Origin of the sequence: Pseudomonas sp. IT-P395, assembly GCF_949767675.1 — a bacterium.
Classification (GTDB): Bacteria; Pseudomonadota; Gammaproteobacteria; order Pseudomonadales; family Pseudomonadaceae; genus Aquipseudomonas.
This window is the reverse complement of the sequence record NZ_CATKPW010000061.1, coordinates 19,603-33,521: the sequence shown is the minus strand read 5'-3', so window position 1 is coordinate 33,521 and position 13,919 is coordinate 19,603. Positions and strand designations below refer to the sequence as shown.

Below are 13,919 nucleotides of genomic sequence, written 5' to 3'. Positions count from 1 at the left end.
CTCCACATGCAGGAGCTGCCGCAGGCTGCGATCTTTTGATCTTGATCTTGAAAACAAGATCAAAAGATCGCAGCCTCGTTGCACTCGACAGCTCCTACAGGGGGAATCTTCTTTAAAGTTCGGGCTTCAGGCCGATTTTGTACAAAGAGCCCTTCTCTTCATCCGTCAGCACGTACAAGTAACCATCCGGCCCTTGCCGCACATCACGAATCCGCTGATTCAGTTCACCTAGCAAACGCTCCTCGTGCACAACCTTGTCGCCATCGAACTGCAAGCGGATCAGCTCCTGAGTCACCAGCGCGCCGATAAACGCATTGTGTTGCCACGGCTTGAAACGATCGGCATCGTAAAACGCCATACCGGTAACGCCCGGCGACTTCTCCCACACGTGGTGCGGTGCGACAGTGCCTTCGGCCGTTTTGCCCTGAGCTTCCGGGATCGGCTGCATCGAGTAATTGATGCCGTGGGTCGCCAGCGGCCAGCCGTAGTTCTTGCCGCGCTCGATGATGTTCACCTCATCGCCACCGCGCGGGCCGTGCTCGTTCTCCCACACCGTGCCGGTCCAGGGATTGAGCGCCGCCCCCTGCGGATTGCGTACGCCGTAGGCCCAGATCTCGGGGCGTACGCCGGACTGACCAACAAACGGGTTGTCATCCGGCACCTTGCCGTCCGGGTAGATGCGCACGACCTTGCCTTGCAGCTTGTCGAGATCCTGCGCGGTCGGCCGGTCGTTGTTCTCACCCAAGGTAATGAACAAATAACCGTCGCGATCAAACACCAGCCGTGAGCCGAAGTGATTGCCGACCGAAAGCTTCGGTTCCTGGCGGAAGATCACTTTGAAATCCTTCAGCGTCTTCAAGTCATCCGAGAGCCGTCCTCGCCCCACAGCGGTGCCGGCCTTGTCGCCGGCACCGCCACCTTCGGCATAGGACAGATAGACCAGACGATCCTGTTTGAAGTCCGGTGACAGCGCGACATCGAGTAACCCGCCCTGCCCCTTGGCCCAGACCTGCGGCACACCGGAGATCGGCGCCGACATTTTGCCGTCGGCGGCCACCACGCGCAGATTACCCGGACGTTCGGTGACCAGCATGCCTTGGCGATCCGGTAAAAACGCCAGTGCCCAAGGATGCTCAAGGCCTGCGGTGATGGTCGTGACTTCGAGGGTGCCCTGCTCGCTTTGCAGCTCTTTGGGGGCGGCGGCAAAGGCCGCCGCGCTGATCAGCGCGCCGGCACACAGTGTGGCTAGAACGGTTTTACGCAACATGCACGATTCCTTTTGTTCGTTTGCAGGGCCGGCAGAACCTCAGTCCTGCCGCTCAACGGTTGCTTTCTCCGCTGCGCGAAGGTGGGTTGGGAATGAACGTGGGCGGCGTGCTCGGCACCGAGCGGATCGGCTGGCCATTACCAATGCCTCGGTTCTCGACCGTAGGCTGGCGCGGCGTCGGTACAGTGTTCGGTCCCCGAATGGGTGGAGCGCTGGGCTGAGTGCCCTGCATGCTGTTCGGATTGGCCCGGCGGATCGGACTGTTGTAGGGGTTATTGCTATTGCCGGTGGGGCTTTGCGCCAACAGGACGTCGGCATGAACCAGACCACCACTGAGGGTCAGGACGACGATGCCAAGCAGAATTCGGTTCATGACGCTGCCTCTCGATGGGCCGGGGATAGAGCCTTCGAGTCCACGCTACGCTCAGGGTTCGGATTTGTTAACCCGCAAGCCTTAAACAACATGTAACACGGCTTGACCGAGTCCCTGTAAACCCGCGCATTTCGGGGAAACTTTCAGTCACAGCCGCAGGTCATCCGATCATCACTCGGAGAACTCACCATGGCTCGGGCAATCTGGAAAGGCGCAATCAGTTTCGGACTGGTGCACATCCCTGTCGCATTGGTCTCGGCGACCTCGTCGCAGGGCGTCGATTTCGATTGGCTCGACAGCCGCAGCATGGATCCTGTCGGTTATAAACGGGTCAACAAGGTCACCGGCAAGGAAGTCACCAAGGAGCACATCGTCAAAGGTGTGGCCTATGAAAAGGGCCGGTATGTGGTGCTGAGCGAGGAAGAGATTCGCTCGGCGCATCCCGTATCGACGCAGACCATCGACATCTTTTCCTTTGTCGATGCCGAACAGATTCCGCTGCAGAACATCGACACGCCCTACTACCTGGCACCCGACAAACGCGGCGGCAAGGTTTACGCATTGCTGCGTGAAACCCTGAGCAAAACCAACAAGGTCGCCCTCGCCCGCGTGGTGCTGCATACGCGCCAGTACCTCGCGGCGTTGATGCCGCTGGATTCTGCCTTGGTGCTGGTGAAGTTACGCTGGCCGCAAGAGGTGCGCAGCCTCGATGAGCTGGAGCTGGGCAGCGAAGTGACCAAGCCGCAACTGGCCAAGGGTGAACTGGACATGGCCAAACGGTTGGTGCAGGACATGAGCGCGGACTGGAAGCCCGAGGATTACAAGGATGAGTTCGAAGACAAGATCATGGCTCTGGTCGAGAAAAAGGCCCATGAAGGCAAGATCGAGGATGTCGAAACGGTGGGCGGCGAGGAAGAGCGCAAGACAGCTGATGTTATCGATTTGACCGAGCTGCTTAAACGCAGTCTGGGTGGGAAAGCGGTGGCGAAGCCAAAAGCGAAAGCAGAGAAAACGGCGAAATCTGCGCCAGCGAAGAAGACCAAGAAGGCTTCCTGATAGTGATTGGTTGCCCTTGAGACCGTCATCGATAGCAGGCTCACTCCTACAGGGGAACGCATTTCAAATGTAGGAGTGAGCCTGTTCGCGATGGCGTCAGCAGCGTCTGCCTGGAACTCAGATCAGAATGAAGATCGCCAGCAAACCACCGAAGATCGCCCACTTTTCCATGTAGTAACGCTTGCGATTGCGCTTTTTCAGCTCTTTGCCACGCAGACGAATCTTGTAGATCCGCGTAAACAAGCGGTTGATCCCGCCGGTGCGGTCGCCTGCATCGTTCGGCGCGCCGGCAGCCGACATCACCGTACGGCTGAACCAAGCGTTGAACGCGGCGGCCCAGCGGTACTTCATCGGGCGCTCAATATCGCAGAACAGGATGATGCGGTTCTTGTCGGTGGTGTTTTCGGCGTAATGAATAAACGTCTCGTCGAACATCACCGCTTCGCCGTCACGCCAGTGGTAGCTCTCACCGTCGACGTTGATGTAGCAACCGGCGTCGTTCGGCGTGTCCAGGCCCAGGTGATAACGATAGGAGCCGGCATACGGGTCACGGTGACGCACCAGTTTCGAGCCCGGTGGCAGCTCGGCGAACATCGCGGCTTTGATCGAACCAATGCTTTGCACCAGTTCGGTGGTGCGCGGACACAGCTTCATCGCCGACGGATGGCTTTCGCCGTACCACTTCAGGTAGAAACGCTTCCAGCCGCTTTTGAAGAACGAGTTGAACCCGACATCGTCGTACTGGTTAGATCGCTTGATCTCGCCGGCACGCAGCAAATTCTGCCCTTCTTCGCGGATTTCCTCCCAGTGTGCCTGCAACGGGCTCAAGTCAGGAAACTCGCTCGGGTCCAGGTACGGCTGGTTCGGCTTCTTCGAAAACAGATAAAGAAAGCAGTTGATCGGCGCCAGAAACGTCGAGTGGTCGCTTAGTTGTCGACCGAGCTTGTGGCGCACACGCCCACGCAAATGAACGTATGCAATGGAAATGACATAAATAGCAGCAATGATGAGTTTCACGGAAATCGTCACACGTCAGAAGTGAACAAACTGCGCGCCTGGCGGCCTGAGGCTCAGCGTCTTATGCAGTGGTCTGATTACAAATGGCACGTCCTTGGCCCGCGCCGTTACCGGACGCTCGGTGAAAGGTGGCATTTTAGCCACAGTTTGTAACCGATAGTGAATCTTCAACTGTGAAAAACTGTCCCGCGATGACGTCAATCGGCGATCGTGGCGTGATCGCCCTATCGTTTAGAGAGCCAGACCAGTACAATCGCCGCCAAACTTTACGCGCCCCCCTTGGTTGATGACGGGACTCTCCCGCTTCAGCGCACTTCGACTCGGGCCAAGCGCTGCAGCCGCACCCTCGCTACTCAGAATGCTTCGCAGGAATAACTCTTGATCTCTACAGCTAACATCACGATGCAGTTCGGCGCCAAGCCGCTCTTCGAAAACGTTTCGGTCAAATTCGGCGCGGGCAACCGCTATGGCCTGATCGGCGCCAACGGTTGCGGCAAGTCGACCTTCATGAAAATCCTCGGCGGCGACCTCGACCCGTCCGGCGGTCAGGTCATGCTCGAGCCGAACGTGCGTCTGGGTAAATTGCGCCAGGACCAGTTCGCTTACGAAGAATTCACCGTGATCGACACCGTGATCATGGGTCACGAAGAGCTGTGGAAGGTCAAAGCCGAGCGCGATCGTATCTACTCGCTGCCGGAAATGAGCGAAGAAGACGGCATGGCCGTGGCCGAGCTGGAAACCGAATTCGCCGAAATGGACGGCTACACCGCCGAATCCCGTGCCGGTGAACTGTTGCTGGGCCTGGGTATCGGCATCGAGCAGCACTTCGGCCCGATGAGCGAAGTCTCGCCAGGCTGGAAACTGCGCGTATTGCTGGCGCAGGCACTGTTTTCCGATCCGGAAGTGCTGTTGCTCGACGAACCGACCAACCACCTGGACATCAACACCATTCGCTGGCTGGAAAACGTTCTGACCCAGCGTAACAGCCTGATGATCATCATCTCTCACGACCGTCACTTCCTGAACAGCGTGTGCACGCACATGGCTGACCTGGATTACGGCGAGCTACGCCTGTTCCCGGGCAACTACGACGAGTACATGACCGTGGCGACCCAGTCCCGCGAGCAACTGCTGTCGGACAACGCCAAGAAGAAAGCGCAGATTTCCGAGCTGCAATCGTTCGTCAGCCGCTTCTCGGCCAACGCCTCGAAAGCCAAACAGGCTACTTCCCGCGCCAAGGCGATCGACAAGATCCAACTGGCCGAGGTCAAGCCTTCGAGCCGCGTGAGCCCGTTCATCCGCTTCGATCAGAACAAGAAGCTGCACCGCCAGGCGGTCATCGTCGAAAAAATGGCCAAAGGCTTCGACGGCAAACCACTGTTTAAAGACTTCAGCTTCCAGGTTGAAGCCGGCGAGCGCGTGGCGATCATCGGCCCGAACGGTATCGGCAAAACCACCCTGCTGCGCACCCTGGTCAACGAACTGACCCCGGACGCCGGCAGCATCAAGTGGACCGACGCCGCCGAACTGGGCTACTACGCCCAGGATCACGCGCACGACTTCGAAGACGACGTCACCCTGTTCGACTGGATGGGTCAGTGGACTCAGGGCGAGCAGATGATTCGCGGTACTTTGGGCCGCATGCTGTTCTCCAACGACGAAATCCTCAAGTCGGTCAAAGTGATTTCCGGTGGTGAGCAAGGTCGCATGCTGTTCGGCAAGCTGATTCTGCAAAAGCCGAACGTGCTGATCATGGACGAACCCACCAACCACTTGGACATGGAATCGATCGAGGCGCTGAACCTGGCGCTGGAAAACTATCCGGGCACGCTGATCTTCGTCAGCCACGACCGTGAGTTCGTATCGTCCCTGGCCACGCGCATCATCGAGCTGAGCCCGGATGGCGTAACCGACTTCAGCGGCACCTACGATGACTACCTGCGTAGTCAGGGTGTGGTGTTCTAAACAGCTGCTGCAATCTAAAAAGCCCTGTCCATGTGACAGGGCTTTTTGCATTCAGGGCGCTGATCGTTCCCACGCTCTGCGTGGGAATGCATCTCGAGACGCTCCGCGTCACACGAGCGGGACGCGGAGCGTCCGTGGCGGCGTTACCACGCAGAGCGTGGGAACGATCAGTCTGGAAAGATAGTTAGCCTGCTTTCTTTTATCTGACACCCAAGCCATGATGCGAGCTCTCCCACCGCCGCCCGCGAACGAGTCCTCATGTCTGCGCAGCAACTGCCACCGCAAAGCTCCATGGCGATCACCCTGCAGATCGTCTCCATCGTTTTCTATACCTTTATTGCGTTCCTCTGCATCGGTCTGCCGATTGCGGTGTTGCCGGGTTATGTGCATGAACAATTGGGTTTCAGCGCGGTGATTGCCGGTCTAGTGATTGGCTCGCAATACCTGGCCACCCTGCTCAGCCGGCCGATGGCCGGGCGCATGTCGGATACGCTCGGCACCAAACGGGCGATCATTTATGGCTTGTGGGGGATTGTCCTCAGCGGCTTGCTGACGTTGCTTTCCACACTGCTGCAGGACTTTGCGCTAGCGAGCCTGATCATTCTGATCATCGGCCGTTTGCTCCTCGGTATCGCGCAGGGCTTGATCGGCGTCGGCACCATCAGTTGGTGCATGGGCCAGGTGGGTGTCGAACACACCGCTAAATCCATTGGCTGGAACGGTATCGCGTCCTATGGCGCGATTGCCATTGGCGCGCCGCTGGGTGTGGTGATGGTCGCCGATTACGGCTTTACCAGCCTCGGCATCGCGCTGGCGGTACTGGCGGCAGGCGCGCTGCTACTGATCCGCAACAAACCCTCGGTGCCGGTGATACGCGGCGAACGGCTGCCGTTCTGGGCGGTATTCGGACGGATTGCCCCGTATGGCGCCAGCCTGACCCTGGCCTCGATCGGCTACGGCACGCTGACCACCTTCATCACTTTGTATTACCTGAACCGTGGCTGGACCGGCGCAGCGTACTGCCTGACGGTGTTCGGCGTGTGCTTCATCCTGTCGCGCCTGATGTTTATCTCGGCGATCAGTCGCTTCGGCGGGTTCAGGTCCGCCATTGCTTGTATGACTATAGAAACCGTCGGGTTGGTGCTGTTGTGGCTGGCACCGTCCACCGCTTTTGCCTTGATCGGCGCGGGATTGGCCGGGCTTGGCTTGTCGCTGGTGTACCCGGCGTTGGGTGTAGAGGCGATCAAGCAAGTGCCCAGCTCCAGCCGTGGTTCCGGGCTGGGCGCTTACGCGGTGTTCTTCGATCTGGCGCTGGCGATTGCCGGGCCGTTGATGGGCGCGGTGGCGTTGAATCTGGGGTATTCGTGGATATTCTTCAGTGCGGCGCTGTTGTCAGTGATTGGGCTGGGGCTGACTTTGCTGCTCCAGCGCCGGGCAACGACCTGAAGTCCGACGCAGCCCCCTGTAGGAGTGAGCCTGCTCGCGATAGCGGTGTGTCAGTCGACATAATCTTTTCTGATGAACCGCTATCGCGAACAGGCTCACTCCTACAGGGGATTTGCGGGGTTATTGATCTGCGGTTTGCATGCCGGCCCGGGTTGGTCTGCCCAGCGTGTGCGAGAAGAACCGTCCAGCCTCGGAGATCAGGTTGCGATGGATATCCTCGCGATCCACGCCATCAGCATCGGTACACAACGCCGGCATCGCGCGAATCTGCTCTTCATTGCACGGCGCCATAAAGACGAAGTGCCCTGCCCCGGCGAGTAATTTGAAATCCGGCGCCGTCGGCAGTTTGCGCGCCAGCGCCGCCGCGTTCTTGTCGAAAGCCACCAGTTTGTCGCCATCACCGCTGTAGAGCAGCACCGGCACATGCACATCGGCCAAGGTGTGACGGCCGAACTTCAAGCTCAGCGGCGCCATCAGCAGCAAGGCATGAACGCGCGGATCCGCGACCGGTTGCAGGTCATCTCGATCAACGATCAATTCACCCTGCGTGTTGCAGGCATCACGATCATCTGGACGCTCCTGGCAATAACGACGCAGGCGATCAAGATCCGGTTGCGCCCCCGACAGGATCAACGCCGTTTCGCCGCCCGCCGAATAGCCAATCACCCCGACCTGATCGGCATTGACGTACGGCGCGAGCATGCGGTCGCCAAGCGTGGCGGTAATCGCTTCGGAAATCTGGATTGGCCGACCATAGAGATTGCTCAGGGTGCCCAATCGGCTGTGGTCTTTGGAGTTGTCGCCGGGGTGAATCACCGCGACCACGACAAAGCCTTTGCGTGCCAGTGAGGTCGCGAGGTCATGCAGCGCCAGCGGCGTGCCGGTGTTGCCATGGGAGAGCATCAGCATCGGGAAGCGGCCGATGGCGACTTTGGTGTCTTCGCCAGCCTCGACCGAATAACCCTCGAGCAGGCTCATGTGTTCACGGTCGCTGGAAGGATAAAAGGCGATCGCGCGCATCGGTTGCAGATCCAGCGGATCCAGAAAGGTCATTTCGTGGTAGCCGACGCTCCACACCGGGTGTCGCCCAGGCGCAGCCTGCACTGAATTCAGGCCGCCGAGCAGGCAAATCAGTAACGCTGCACAAAGACGCATCATGGGATGCCCCACCCTGTTGTTACTCAATCTAAAGTTCCGTTGCGTTGCGGGCCTAAACTCCGGGGATTAGGTGTTCCGGTACGACAATGCACTCAGACGCTGATTGTGTGACTGCATAACCCGGGCCAGATTATGTAACAGCCAGAAACAAAAAACTCCGTATTCGCCCCTTGCGGAACCAGAATACAGAGTTTTTTGGGGGTTACCTGAACATCAGCTGTTCTTTACGCAAGCCTTACGCGGCGGCGAACAGTTGCTCGCTGATCTTCGCCTGAGCAGCGGTCATGGCGTTGTTGCGCACTTCTTCGCCATACGCCAGGCCTTCGGCACGGACGATTTCGATATCGGTGATGCCAAGGAAGCCCAGTACCAGCTTCAGATATTCTTCGTGAGCGATGCCGCTGGCTTGGCCGGCGTGGATGCCGCCGGCAGTGGAGACGATCACGACTTTCTTGCCGCCGCACAGGCCTTCAGGGCCGGCTTCGGTGTAACGGAAGGTCTGACCGGCGACTGCTACGCGATCGATCCACGCCTTGAGTTGGGTCGGTACGGTGAAGTTGTACATCGGAGCCGCGATAACAACGGCGTCGGCGGCGATGAACTCGGCCAGGGTCGAAGCGCTCAGTTCGGCTTCGTGCTGTTGTGCGGCGTTACGCAGCTCAGCAGTAGTGCCAGCGGCGACCAGGGTGGTCGACGAGAAGTGGCTGATAGCGTCGGCGGCCAGATCGCGGTAAGTCACGACTGCGCTTGGCTCGGCGGCCTGCCAGGCTTTGACGACTTCGCTGCTCAACTGACGGGAAGCCGAGTTGTCGCCCAGAATGCTCGAATCGATATGCAGCAGTTTCATGTGGAATCTCCTGGAAGGAATCGCCGGTGGCGACGGAATGGAGACAATCCTACGCAAGAAACCAATGGATGATTAGCCGCCTGAAATGCGATAGTTTGTCCCATTGATAGAACAGTTGGATTTCCCTATGCAAGACCTCAACGATCTCTACTATTTCGCCAAAGTCGTCGAGGCTGGCGGTTTTGCTGCGGCCGGGCGATTGCTCGGGATTCCCAAGTCACGGCTGTCGCGGCGTATTGCCGAACTGGAAGAACGCCTCGGTGCGCGTTTGCTGCAACGTACCACCCGGCAACTCAATCTCACCGCCGTTGGCGAACGTTATCTGCGTCACTGCCAGGCGATGTTGCTGGAAGCGGAAATGGCCGATGAGGCGGTGGCGAGCATGTCCAGTGAGCCGCGCGGTCGCCTGCGCGTTTCCTGCCCCACCGGTCTGGCCCGGGAAATGTTGCCGTGGGTCATCAGCGAATTCCTCGGCAAATTTCCTCAGGTGCAACTGGAAGTCGTCCTGCTCAATCGTCGGGTCGACCTGGTCGGCGAAGGTTTTGATGTCGCATTGCGCGTGCGTGAACACGGTGATGAGGATCCGCTGCTGGTGACCCGGCGTTTGCGTCAGGCACAAATGGTCGTGGTCGCCAGCCCGGCGTTTTTACAAGGCCAGACGATCAATCATCCGCAAGATCTGAAAAATCTGCCGGTGTTGGGGGCGCTGGAGGCCGATCGCATGGTGCATGTGCGTTTGCTCGATCAGCAGGGCCACAGTTTTGAACTGAACATGGAAGCCCGCCTGGGCATCGATGACTTTGTCGTACGCAAGACCTGCGTTCTGGCCGGTCAGGGGTTTACGCTGTTGCCGATGATGTATTGCGAGGCGGAGCTGGAAAACGGCACGCTGGTGCAGATGCTGCCAGAGTGGTCACTGCCCGGCGGTTGGCTGCAAGCGGTGTATCCGCATCGACGCGGCGTAATGCCGGCGGTGCGCGCATGGATCGATCATCTGGTCGAGTCGTTCAATGCCTGTGGGGAGCGGTTGTTATGAGCAAGGGAAAAATGAGCGAAGCCGACGTCGCGGCGTTCTGCCTGGCATTGCCGGGCGCTCGGGAAGATTACAAATGGGGTGGCGTGCGGGTGTTTTCGATTGCCGGCAACAAGATGTTTGCCTTGCAGGGGCTGCGTGGAGATTCGTTGGCATTCAAGGTCGACAAGGATCTGTTTCTCGGTCATTGCGACCGCCCGGGGATTCATCCGGCGCCGTATCTGGCGCGGGCGCAGTGGATCATCATGCATCCGCCCTACCCGTTGGCTGCCGAGGAACTGAAGGGGTTGTTGCAGCGTTCGCATCAACTGGTGGTAAGCAAGTTGCCGAAGAAAACCCAAATCGGTTTGTTGCTGTAACCCCAATCCCCCTGTGTAGGAGCTGCCGAAGGCTGCGATCTTTTGACTTTGATCTTTTAAAAAGCAAGATCAAAAGATCGCAGCCTTCGGCAGCTCCTACAGGGGGATTTGTGTGGGCTGTCAGAACAGCGCCAGCAAGTTCGAGCCGAGAAACAGCTGGTCGATCCAGAACACCTGATGCAGCAGCACAATCACCCAGAACAAAATCTGAAACGACACCTTGCGCGTCTTGTGCCGGAACACCTGCTGGGCGATCAACGCGCCCGGCCAGCCGCCCGCCAGCTCTACCGCATGCAGGATGTTCTCCGGTGTGCGCCAGGCATCAGCGCGCGCCTTGCGCTTGTCCGCCCAATACATGAAGAACGCCAGCACGCTGACGATCCCGTAAGCGGCCAGCGGGACCAGCGAAATCCCGCGCAGCCACATCGACAACGAGCCGTACAGCGGCAACGCGCAGACGATCAGCAGAACGACCAGTTTCAGCTTCAGGTTCTGGATGTTGTTGCCGCCCGAAGGTCGTCCTTCGGGGCGGCGTGCGCGGGAGTCACTCATGGCTTGGCCGCCGCCCAATCGATCCAGCCAAACTGCCACGTCGCCAGAATCACCAGACCAAACACGATCCGATACCAGGCGAATGCCGCATAGCTGTGGCTAGCGATGAACTTGAGCAAACCGCGCACGGCGATCATGGCGAAGATGAATGCGGTGACAAAACCGATGGCGAACACCGGAAAATCCGCCGGGACAAACAGGTCGCGATACTTGTAGCCCGAGTAAACCGCCGCACCGACCATGGTTGGCATCGCGAGGAAGAACGAGAACTCGGTGGCAGTCTTGCGCGACAGGCCGAACAGCAAGCCGCCAATGATCGTCGAGCCGGAACGCGAGGTACCAGGGATCATGGCCAGACACTGCGCAAAGCCGACTTTGAGGGCGTCTTTCCAGGTGATCTCATCGACCGTTTCCGCATGCACTTCATGTTGACGTTTTTCCGCCCACAACATGATGATGCCGCCCACGACCAGCGCGGCCGCGACGGTAATCGGGTTAAACAGATATTCGTGAATGAGGTCGGCAAAGATCACGCCCAGCACCACGGCAGGCAGAAATGCGATCAGCAGGTTGGCGGTGAAACGCCGTGCGCTGGGCTGGGTCGGCAAGCCGATGACCACATCGAAAATCTTGCGTCGAAACTCCCAGACCACCGCGAGGATCGCGCCGAGCTGGATGATGATATTGAACGCCATGGCCCGTTCGCCGCCGAACTCGAGCAAGTCGGCCACAATGATCTGGTGTCCGGTACTGGAAATGGGCAAAAACTCCGTCAGCCCCTCTACAACTCCTAGTATCAGTGCCTGCAAGGCCGTCCAAAGATCCATCAATCCCCCAAAGAGCGATGCGCGCTGGCATGCCCCGATAGTATTTTTTTACGTTCACTGCGATCAGCGTAGCTGGTTGTGGCTGTACCGATTCCGCGCGCACAGGATCCACACGAAACGGTCAAAATTCCGTGAAATATCAATTTGGATTCAGGTTTTCACGCGCGGGGCCGAAATCCTAACAGACAAGCCTTAATAGCGCTGCCGCGTTATACGACTTGGGTCGCGTATGCCCGCTCACAAAATCGTGGTTGGATGCTGGCGGTCGTTTATTACAAGAAAAAGAATCCGGAGTGACAGCGTTATGAACAGCTTGCGCAGTGTGTCGATCAGCCGACGCTTGTGGCTCATCTTGATTGTGGCGGTGGTCATGTTGCTGACCTTGGGCGTATTGATGCTCAAGCAGATCCACGACGATCTCTATCACGCCAAGGCCCAGAAAACCCAGCACGTGGTGCAGACCGCCAGCGGCCTGCTGACCTATTACCACGACCTCGAAACTGCCGGCACCCTGAGCAAGGACGCCGCGCAGAAACAGGCGCTGACGGCAATTCGTGGTTTGCGCTATGACCAGAGCGATTACTTCTGGATCAACGACCTCACACCCGTGATGGTCATGCACCCGACCAACCCGAAACTCGAAGGCCAGAACCTTTCGGCGATCCGCGATCCGGACGGCTTCGCGGTGTTCAACGAAATGGTCGCCATCGCTCGAGCCAAAGGCGCCGGCATGGTCGACTACCGTTGGCCAAAACCGGGCGCCAGTGAGCCGGTGGCCAAGACTTCCTACGTCAAACTGTTCGAACCGTGGGGCTGGGTGCTTGGCTCCGGGGTTTACGTCGATGACGTACAGGCGGAGTTCCAGGGTCAGGTGATCAAAGCCACGGTCATCGGCCTGGCGATTGCGCTGATCATGGCGTTGCTGGTGATCCTGATCGCACGCAGCATCGTCCGTCCGCTACAGGAAACCGTGAACGCCATGGCCAATATTGCCAGCGGTGAAAGCGACCTGACCCGCAGCCTCGATACCCATGGCAAGGATGAAGTCACCGAGCTTGCGCATCACTTCAATGCCTTTACCGCCAAACTGCGTCGCGTGATCGGTGATTTGCAGGTGTCGGCCAGCGCCTTGGGCCAGTCGTCCAGCGAACTGGGCAACGACGCTTCGCAGGCGCAACAGCGTAGCCAGCAGCAGTCGCAGCAGATGGAACTGGTGGCGACGGCGATCAACGAAGTGACCTACGGTGTGCAGGATGTGGCGAAGAACGCCGAGCACGCCGCCGCCGAAATGCGCGATGCCGAAGCACAGGCGCAACAGGGCCAGATCAACATCGATGGCAGCTTGCAGCAGATCGACAAGCTGTCCGGCACCATCGATCAAGCGGTTGAAGTAATTCGCACCCTCGCCGCCGAAAGCACACAGATCGGCAGTGTACTGGAGGTGATTCGCTCAATTGCCGAGCAAACCAACCTGCTCGCGCTCAACGCTGCAATCGAAGCGGCCCGGGCCGGTGAGCAGGGTCGCGGGTTTGCCGTGGTCGCCGATGAAGTGCGCTTGTTGGCGCAGCGCACGCAGAAGTCGACAGCGGAAATTCAGTCGATGATCGAACGCTTGCAGAACCATTCCGAAGCCGCCGTTAAGGTAATCGGCGACAGCAGCAGGGCATCGCAACTGACCATCGAGCAAGCCGGGCTGGCCGGCGCCAGTCTGAATGCCATTGGCCAGGCATTGCGCAATCTCAATGGTCTGAATGCGTCGATTGCCAGCGCCACGCTGCAACAGGCGCATGTGGTCGAGGACATCAATCAGAACGTCACGCAAGCGGCCGGCCTCTCGCACAGCACTGCAATCGCGGCCGAGCAGTCGAGTGCGGCCAGCCTGCGCCTCGGCCAATTGAGCGAACAACTCAACGCCCTGCTGCGCCAGTTCCGCGTCTGACCCGTGTAACTCTTGTGAGCCCCCCTCACCCCGGCCCTCTCCCCGAGGAGAGGGCCGGGGTGTCTCAAGCTATACGTCGA

At 58.9% G+C, this 13,919-nt stretch carries 13 protein-coding genes; 6 read left to right on the top strand and 7 right to left on the bottom strand.

The annotated features are described in order from the left end of the window. Positions 1 to 112: 112 nt before the first annotated feature. Both ACM6IN_RS28125 and ACM6IN_RS28120 read right to left on the bottom strand, forming a co-directional pair. Complete coding sequence (locus ACM6IN_RS28125; protein WP_414917090.1) at positions 113 to 1,267, bottom strand: PQQ-dependent sugar dehydrogenase; 1,155 nt, start codon at positions 1,265 to 1,267, stop codon at positions 113 to 115. Positions 1,268 to 1,319: 52 nt separating this feature from the next. Continuing rightward, positions 1,320 to 1,640, bottom strand: coding sequence for a hypothetical protein (locus tag ACM6IN_RS28120; protein ID WP_414917089.1), 321 nt, complete (start codon positions 1,638 to 1,640; stop codon positions 1,320 to 1,322). Positions 1,641 to 1,829: 189 nt separating this feature from the next. Between ACM6IN_RS28120 and ACM6IN_RS28115 the strand changes: the two genes are divergently transcribed. Beyond that, positions 1,830 to 2,696 (top strand): Ku protein, encoded by an 867-nt coding sequence (locus ACM6IN_RS28115; protein WP_007914774.1) that lies wholly within the window; start codon positions 1,830 to 1,832, stop codon positions 2,694 to 2,696. 117 nt (positions 2,697 to 2,813) lie between these two features. On the opposite strand, the gene lpxO is transcribed toward ACM6IN_RS28115, so the two are convergent. Continuing rightward, positions 2,814 to 3,713, bottom strand: a complete 900-nt coding sequence (gene lpxO / locus ACM6IN_RS28110; protein WP_007914777.1) for a lipid A hydroxylase LpxO — start codon at positions 3,711 to 3,713, stop codon at positions 2,814 to 2,816. A gap of 378 nt (positions 3,714 to 4,091) precedes the next feature. Between lpxO and ACM6IN_RS28105 the strand changes: the two genes are divergently transcribed. Continuing rightward, positions 4,092 to 5,678 carry an ABC-F family ATPase gene (locus tag ACM6IN_RS28105; protein WP_007914779.1) on the top strand — a complete coding sequence of 529 codons (1,587 nt, stop codon included), beginning with the start codon at positions 4,092 to 4,094 and terminating at the stop codon, positions 5,676 to 5,678. A gap of 258 nt (positions 5,679 to 5,936) precedes the next feature. After that, a complete protein-coding gene (locus tag ACM6IN_RS28100) occupies positions 5,937 to 7,124 on the top strand; it encodes an MFS transporter (RefSeq protein WP_414917088.1) in 1,188 nt (395 codons plus the stop codon). 120 nt (positions 7,125 to 7,244) lie between these two features. On the opposite strand, the gene ACM6IN_RS28095 is transcribed toward ACM6IN_RS28100, so the two are convergent. Together ACM6IN_RS28095 and ACM6IN_RS28090 are read right to left on the bottom strand one after the other, a co-directional pair. After that, the gene (locus tag ACM6IN_RS28095; protein ID WP_095113262.1) at positions 7,245 to 8,282 is read right to left on the bottom strand and encodes an alpha/beta hydrolase family protein; all 1,038 of its coding nucleotides are present in this window, start codon (positions 8,280 to 8,282) and stop codon (positions 7,245 to 7,247) included. 235 nt (positions 8,283 to 8,517) lie between these two features. Beyond that, entirely contained in the window at positions 8,518 to 9,129 is a 612-nt protein-coding gene (locus ACM6IN_RS28090; RefSeq protein ID WP_007914786.1) for an FMN-dependent NADH-azoreductase, read from the bottom strand. A gap of 127 nt (positions 9,130 to 9,256) precedes the next feature. On the opposite strand from ACM6IN_RS28090, the gene ACM6IN_RS28085 reads away from it, so the two are divergent. Both ACM6IN_RS28085 and ACM6IN_RS28080 read left to right on the top strand, forming a co-directional pair. Beyond that, the gene (locus ACM6IN_RS28085; RefSeq protein WP_007914788.1) at positions 9,257 to 10,165 is read left to right on the top strand and encodes a LysR substrate-binding domain-containing protein; all 909 of its coding nucleotides are present in this window, start codon (positions 9,257 to 9,259) and stop codon (positions 10,163 to 10,165) included. After that, positions 10,162 to 10,521, top strand: coding sequence for an MmcQ/YjbR family DNA-binding protein (locus tag ACM6IN_RS28080; protein WP_123375180.1), 360 nt, complete (start codon positions 10,162 to 10,164; stop codon positions 10,519 to 10,521). The genes ACM6IN_RS28085 and ACM6IN_RS28080 overlap by 4 nt, the downstream gene beginning before the upstream one ends. Before the next feature lie 120 nt (positions 10,522 to 10,641). Here ACM6IN_RS28080 and ACM6IN_RS28075 read toward each other — a convergent pair whose 3' ends face one another. Then, a complete protein-coding gene (locus tag ACM6IN_RS28075) occupies positions 10,642 to 11,073 on the bottom strand; it encodes a DUF1294 domain-containing protein (protein ID WP_414917087.1) in 432 nt (143 codons plus the stop codon). Next, positions 11,070 to 11,900: an undecaprenyl-diphosphate phosphatase gene (locus ACM6IN_RS28070; RefSeq protein ID WP_095118793.1), complete on the bottom strand. Its 831-nt coding sequence runs from the start codon at positions 11,898 to 11,900 to the stop codon at positions 11,070 to 11,072. The genes ACM6IN_RS28075 and ACM6IN_RS28070 overlap by 4 nt, the downstream gene beginning before the upstream one ends. Positions 11,901 to 12,204: 304 nt before the next feature. Here ACM6IN_RS28070 and ACM6IN_RS28065 point away from each other — a divergent pair, with 304 nt between their 5' ends. Then, complete coding sequence (locus tag ACM6IN_RS28065; RefSeq protein WP_414917086.1) at positions 12,205 to 13,839, top strand: methyl-accepting chemotaxis protein; 1,635 nt, start codon at positions 12,205 to 12,207, stop codon at positions 13,837 to 13,839. Positions 13,840 to 13,919 lie beyond the last annotated feature (80 nt).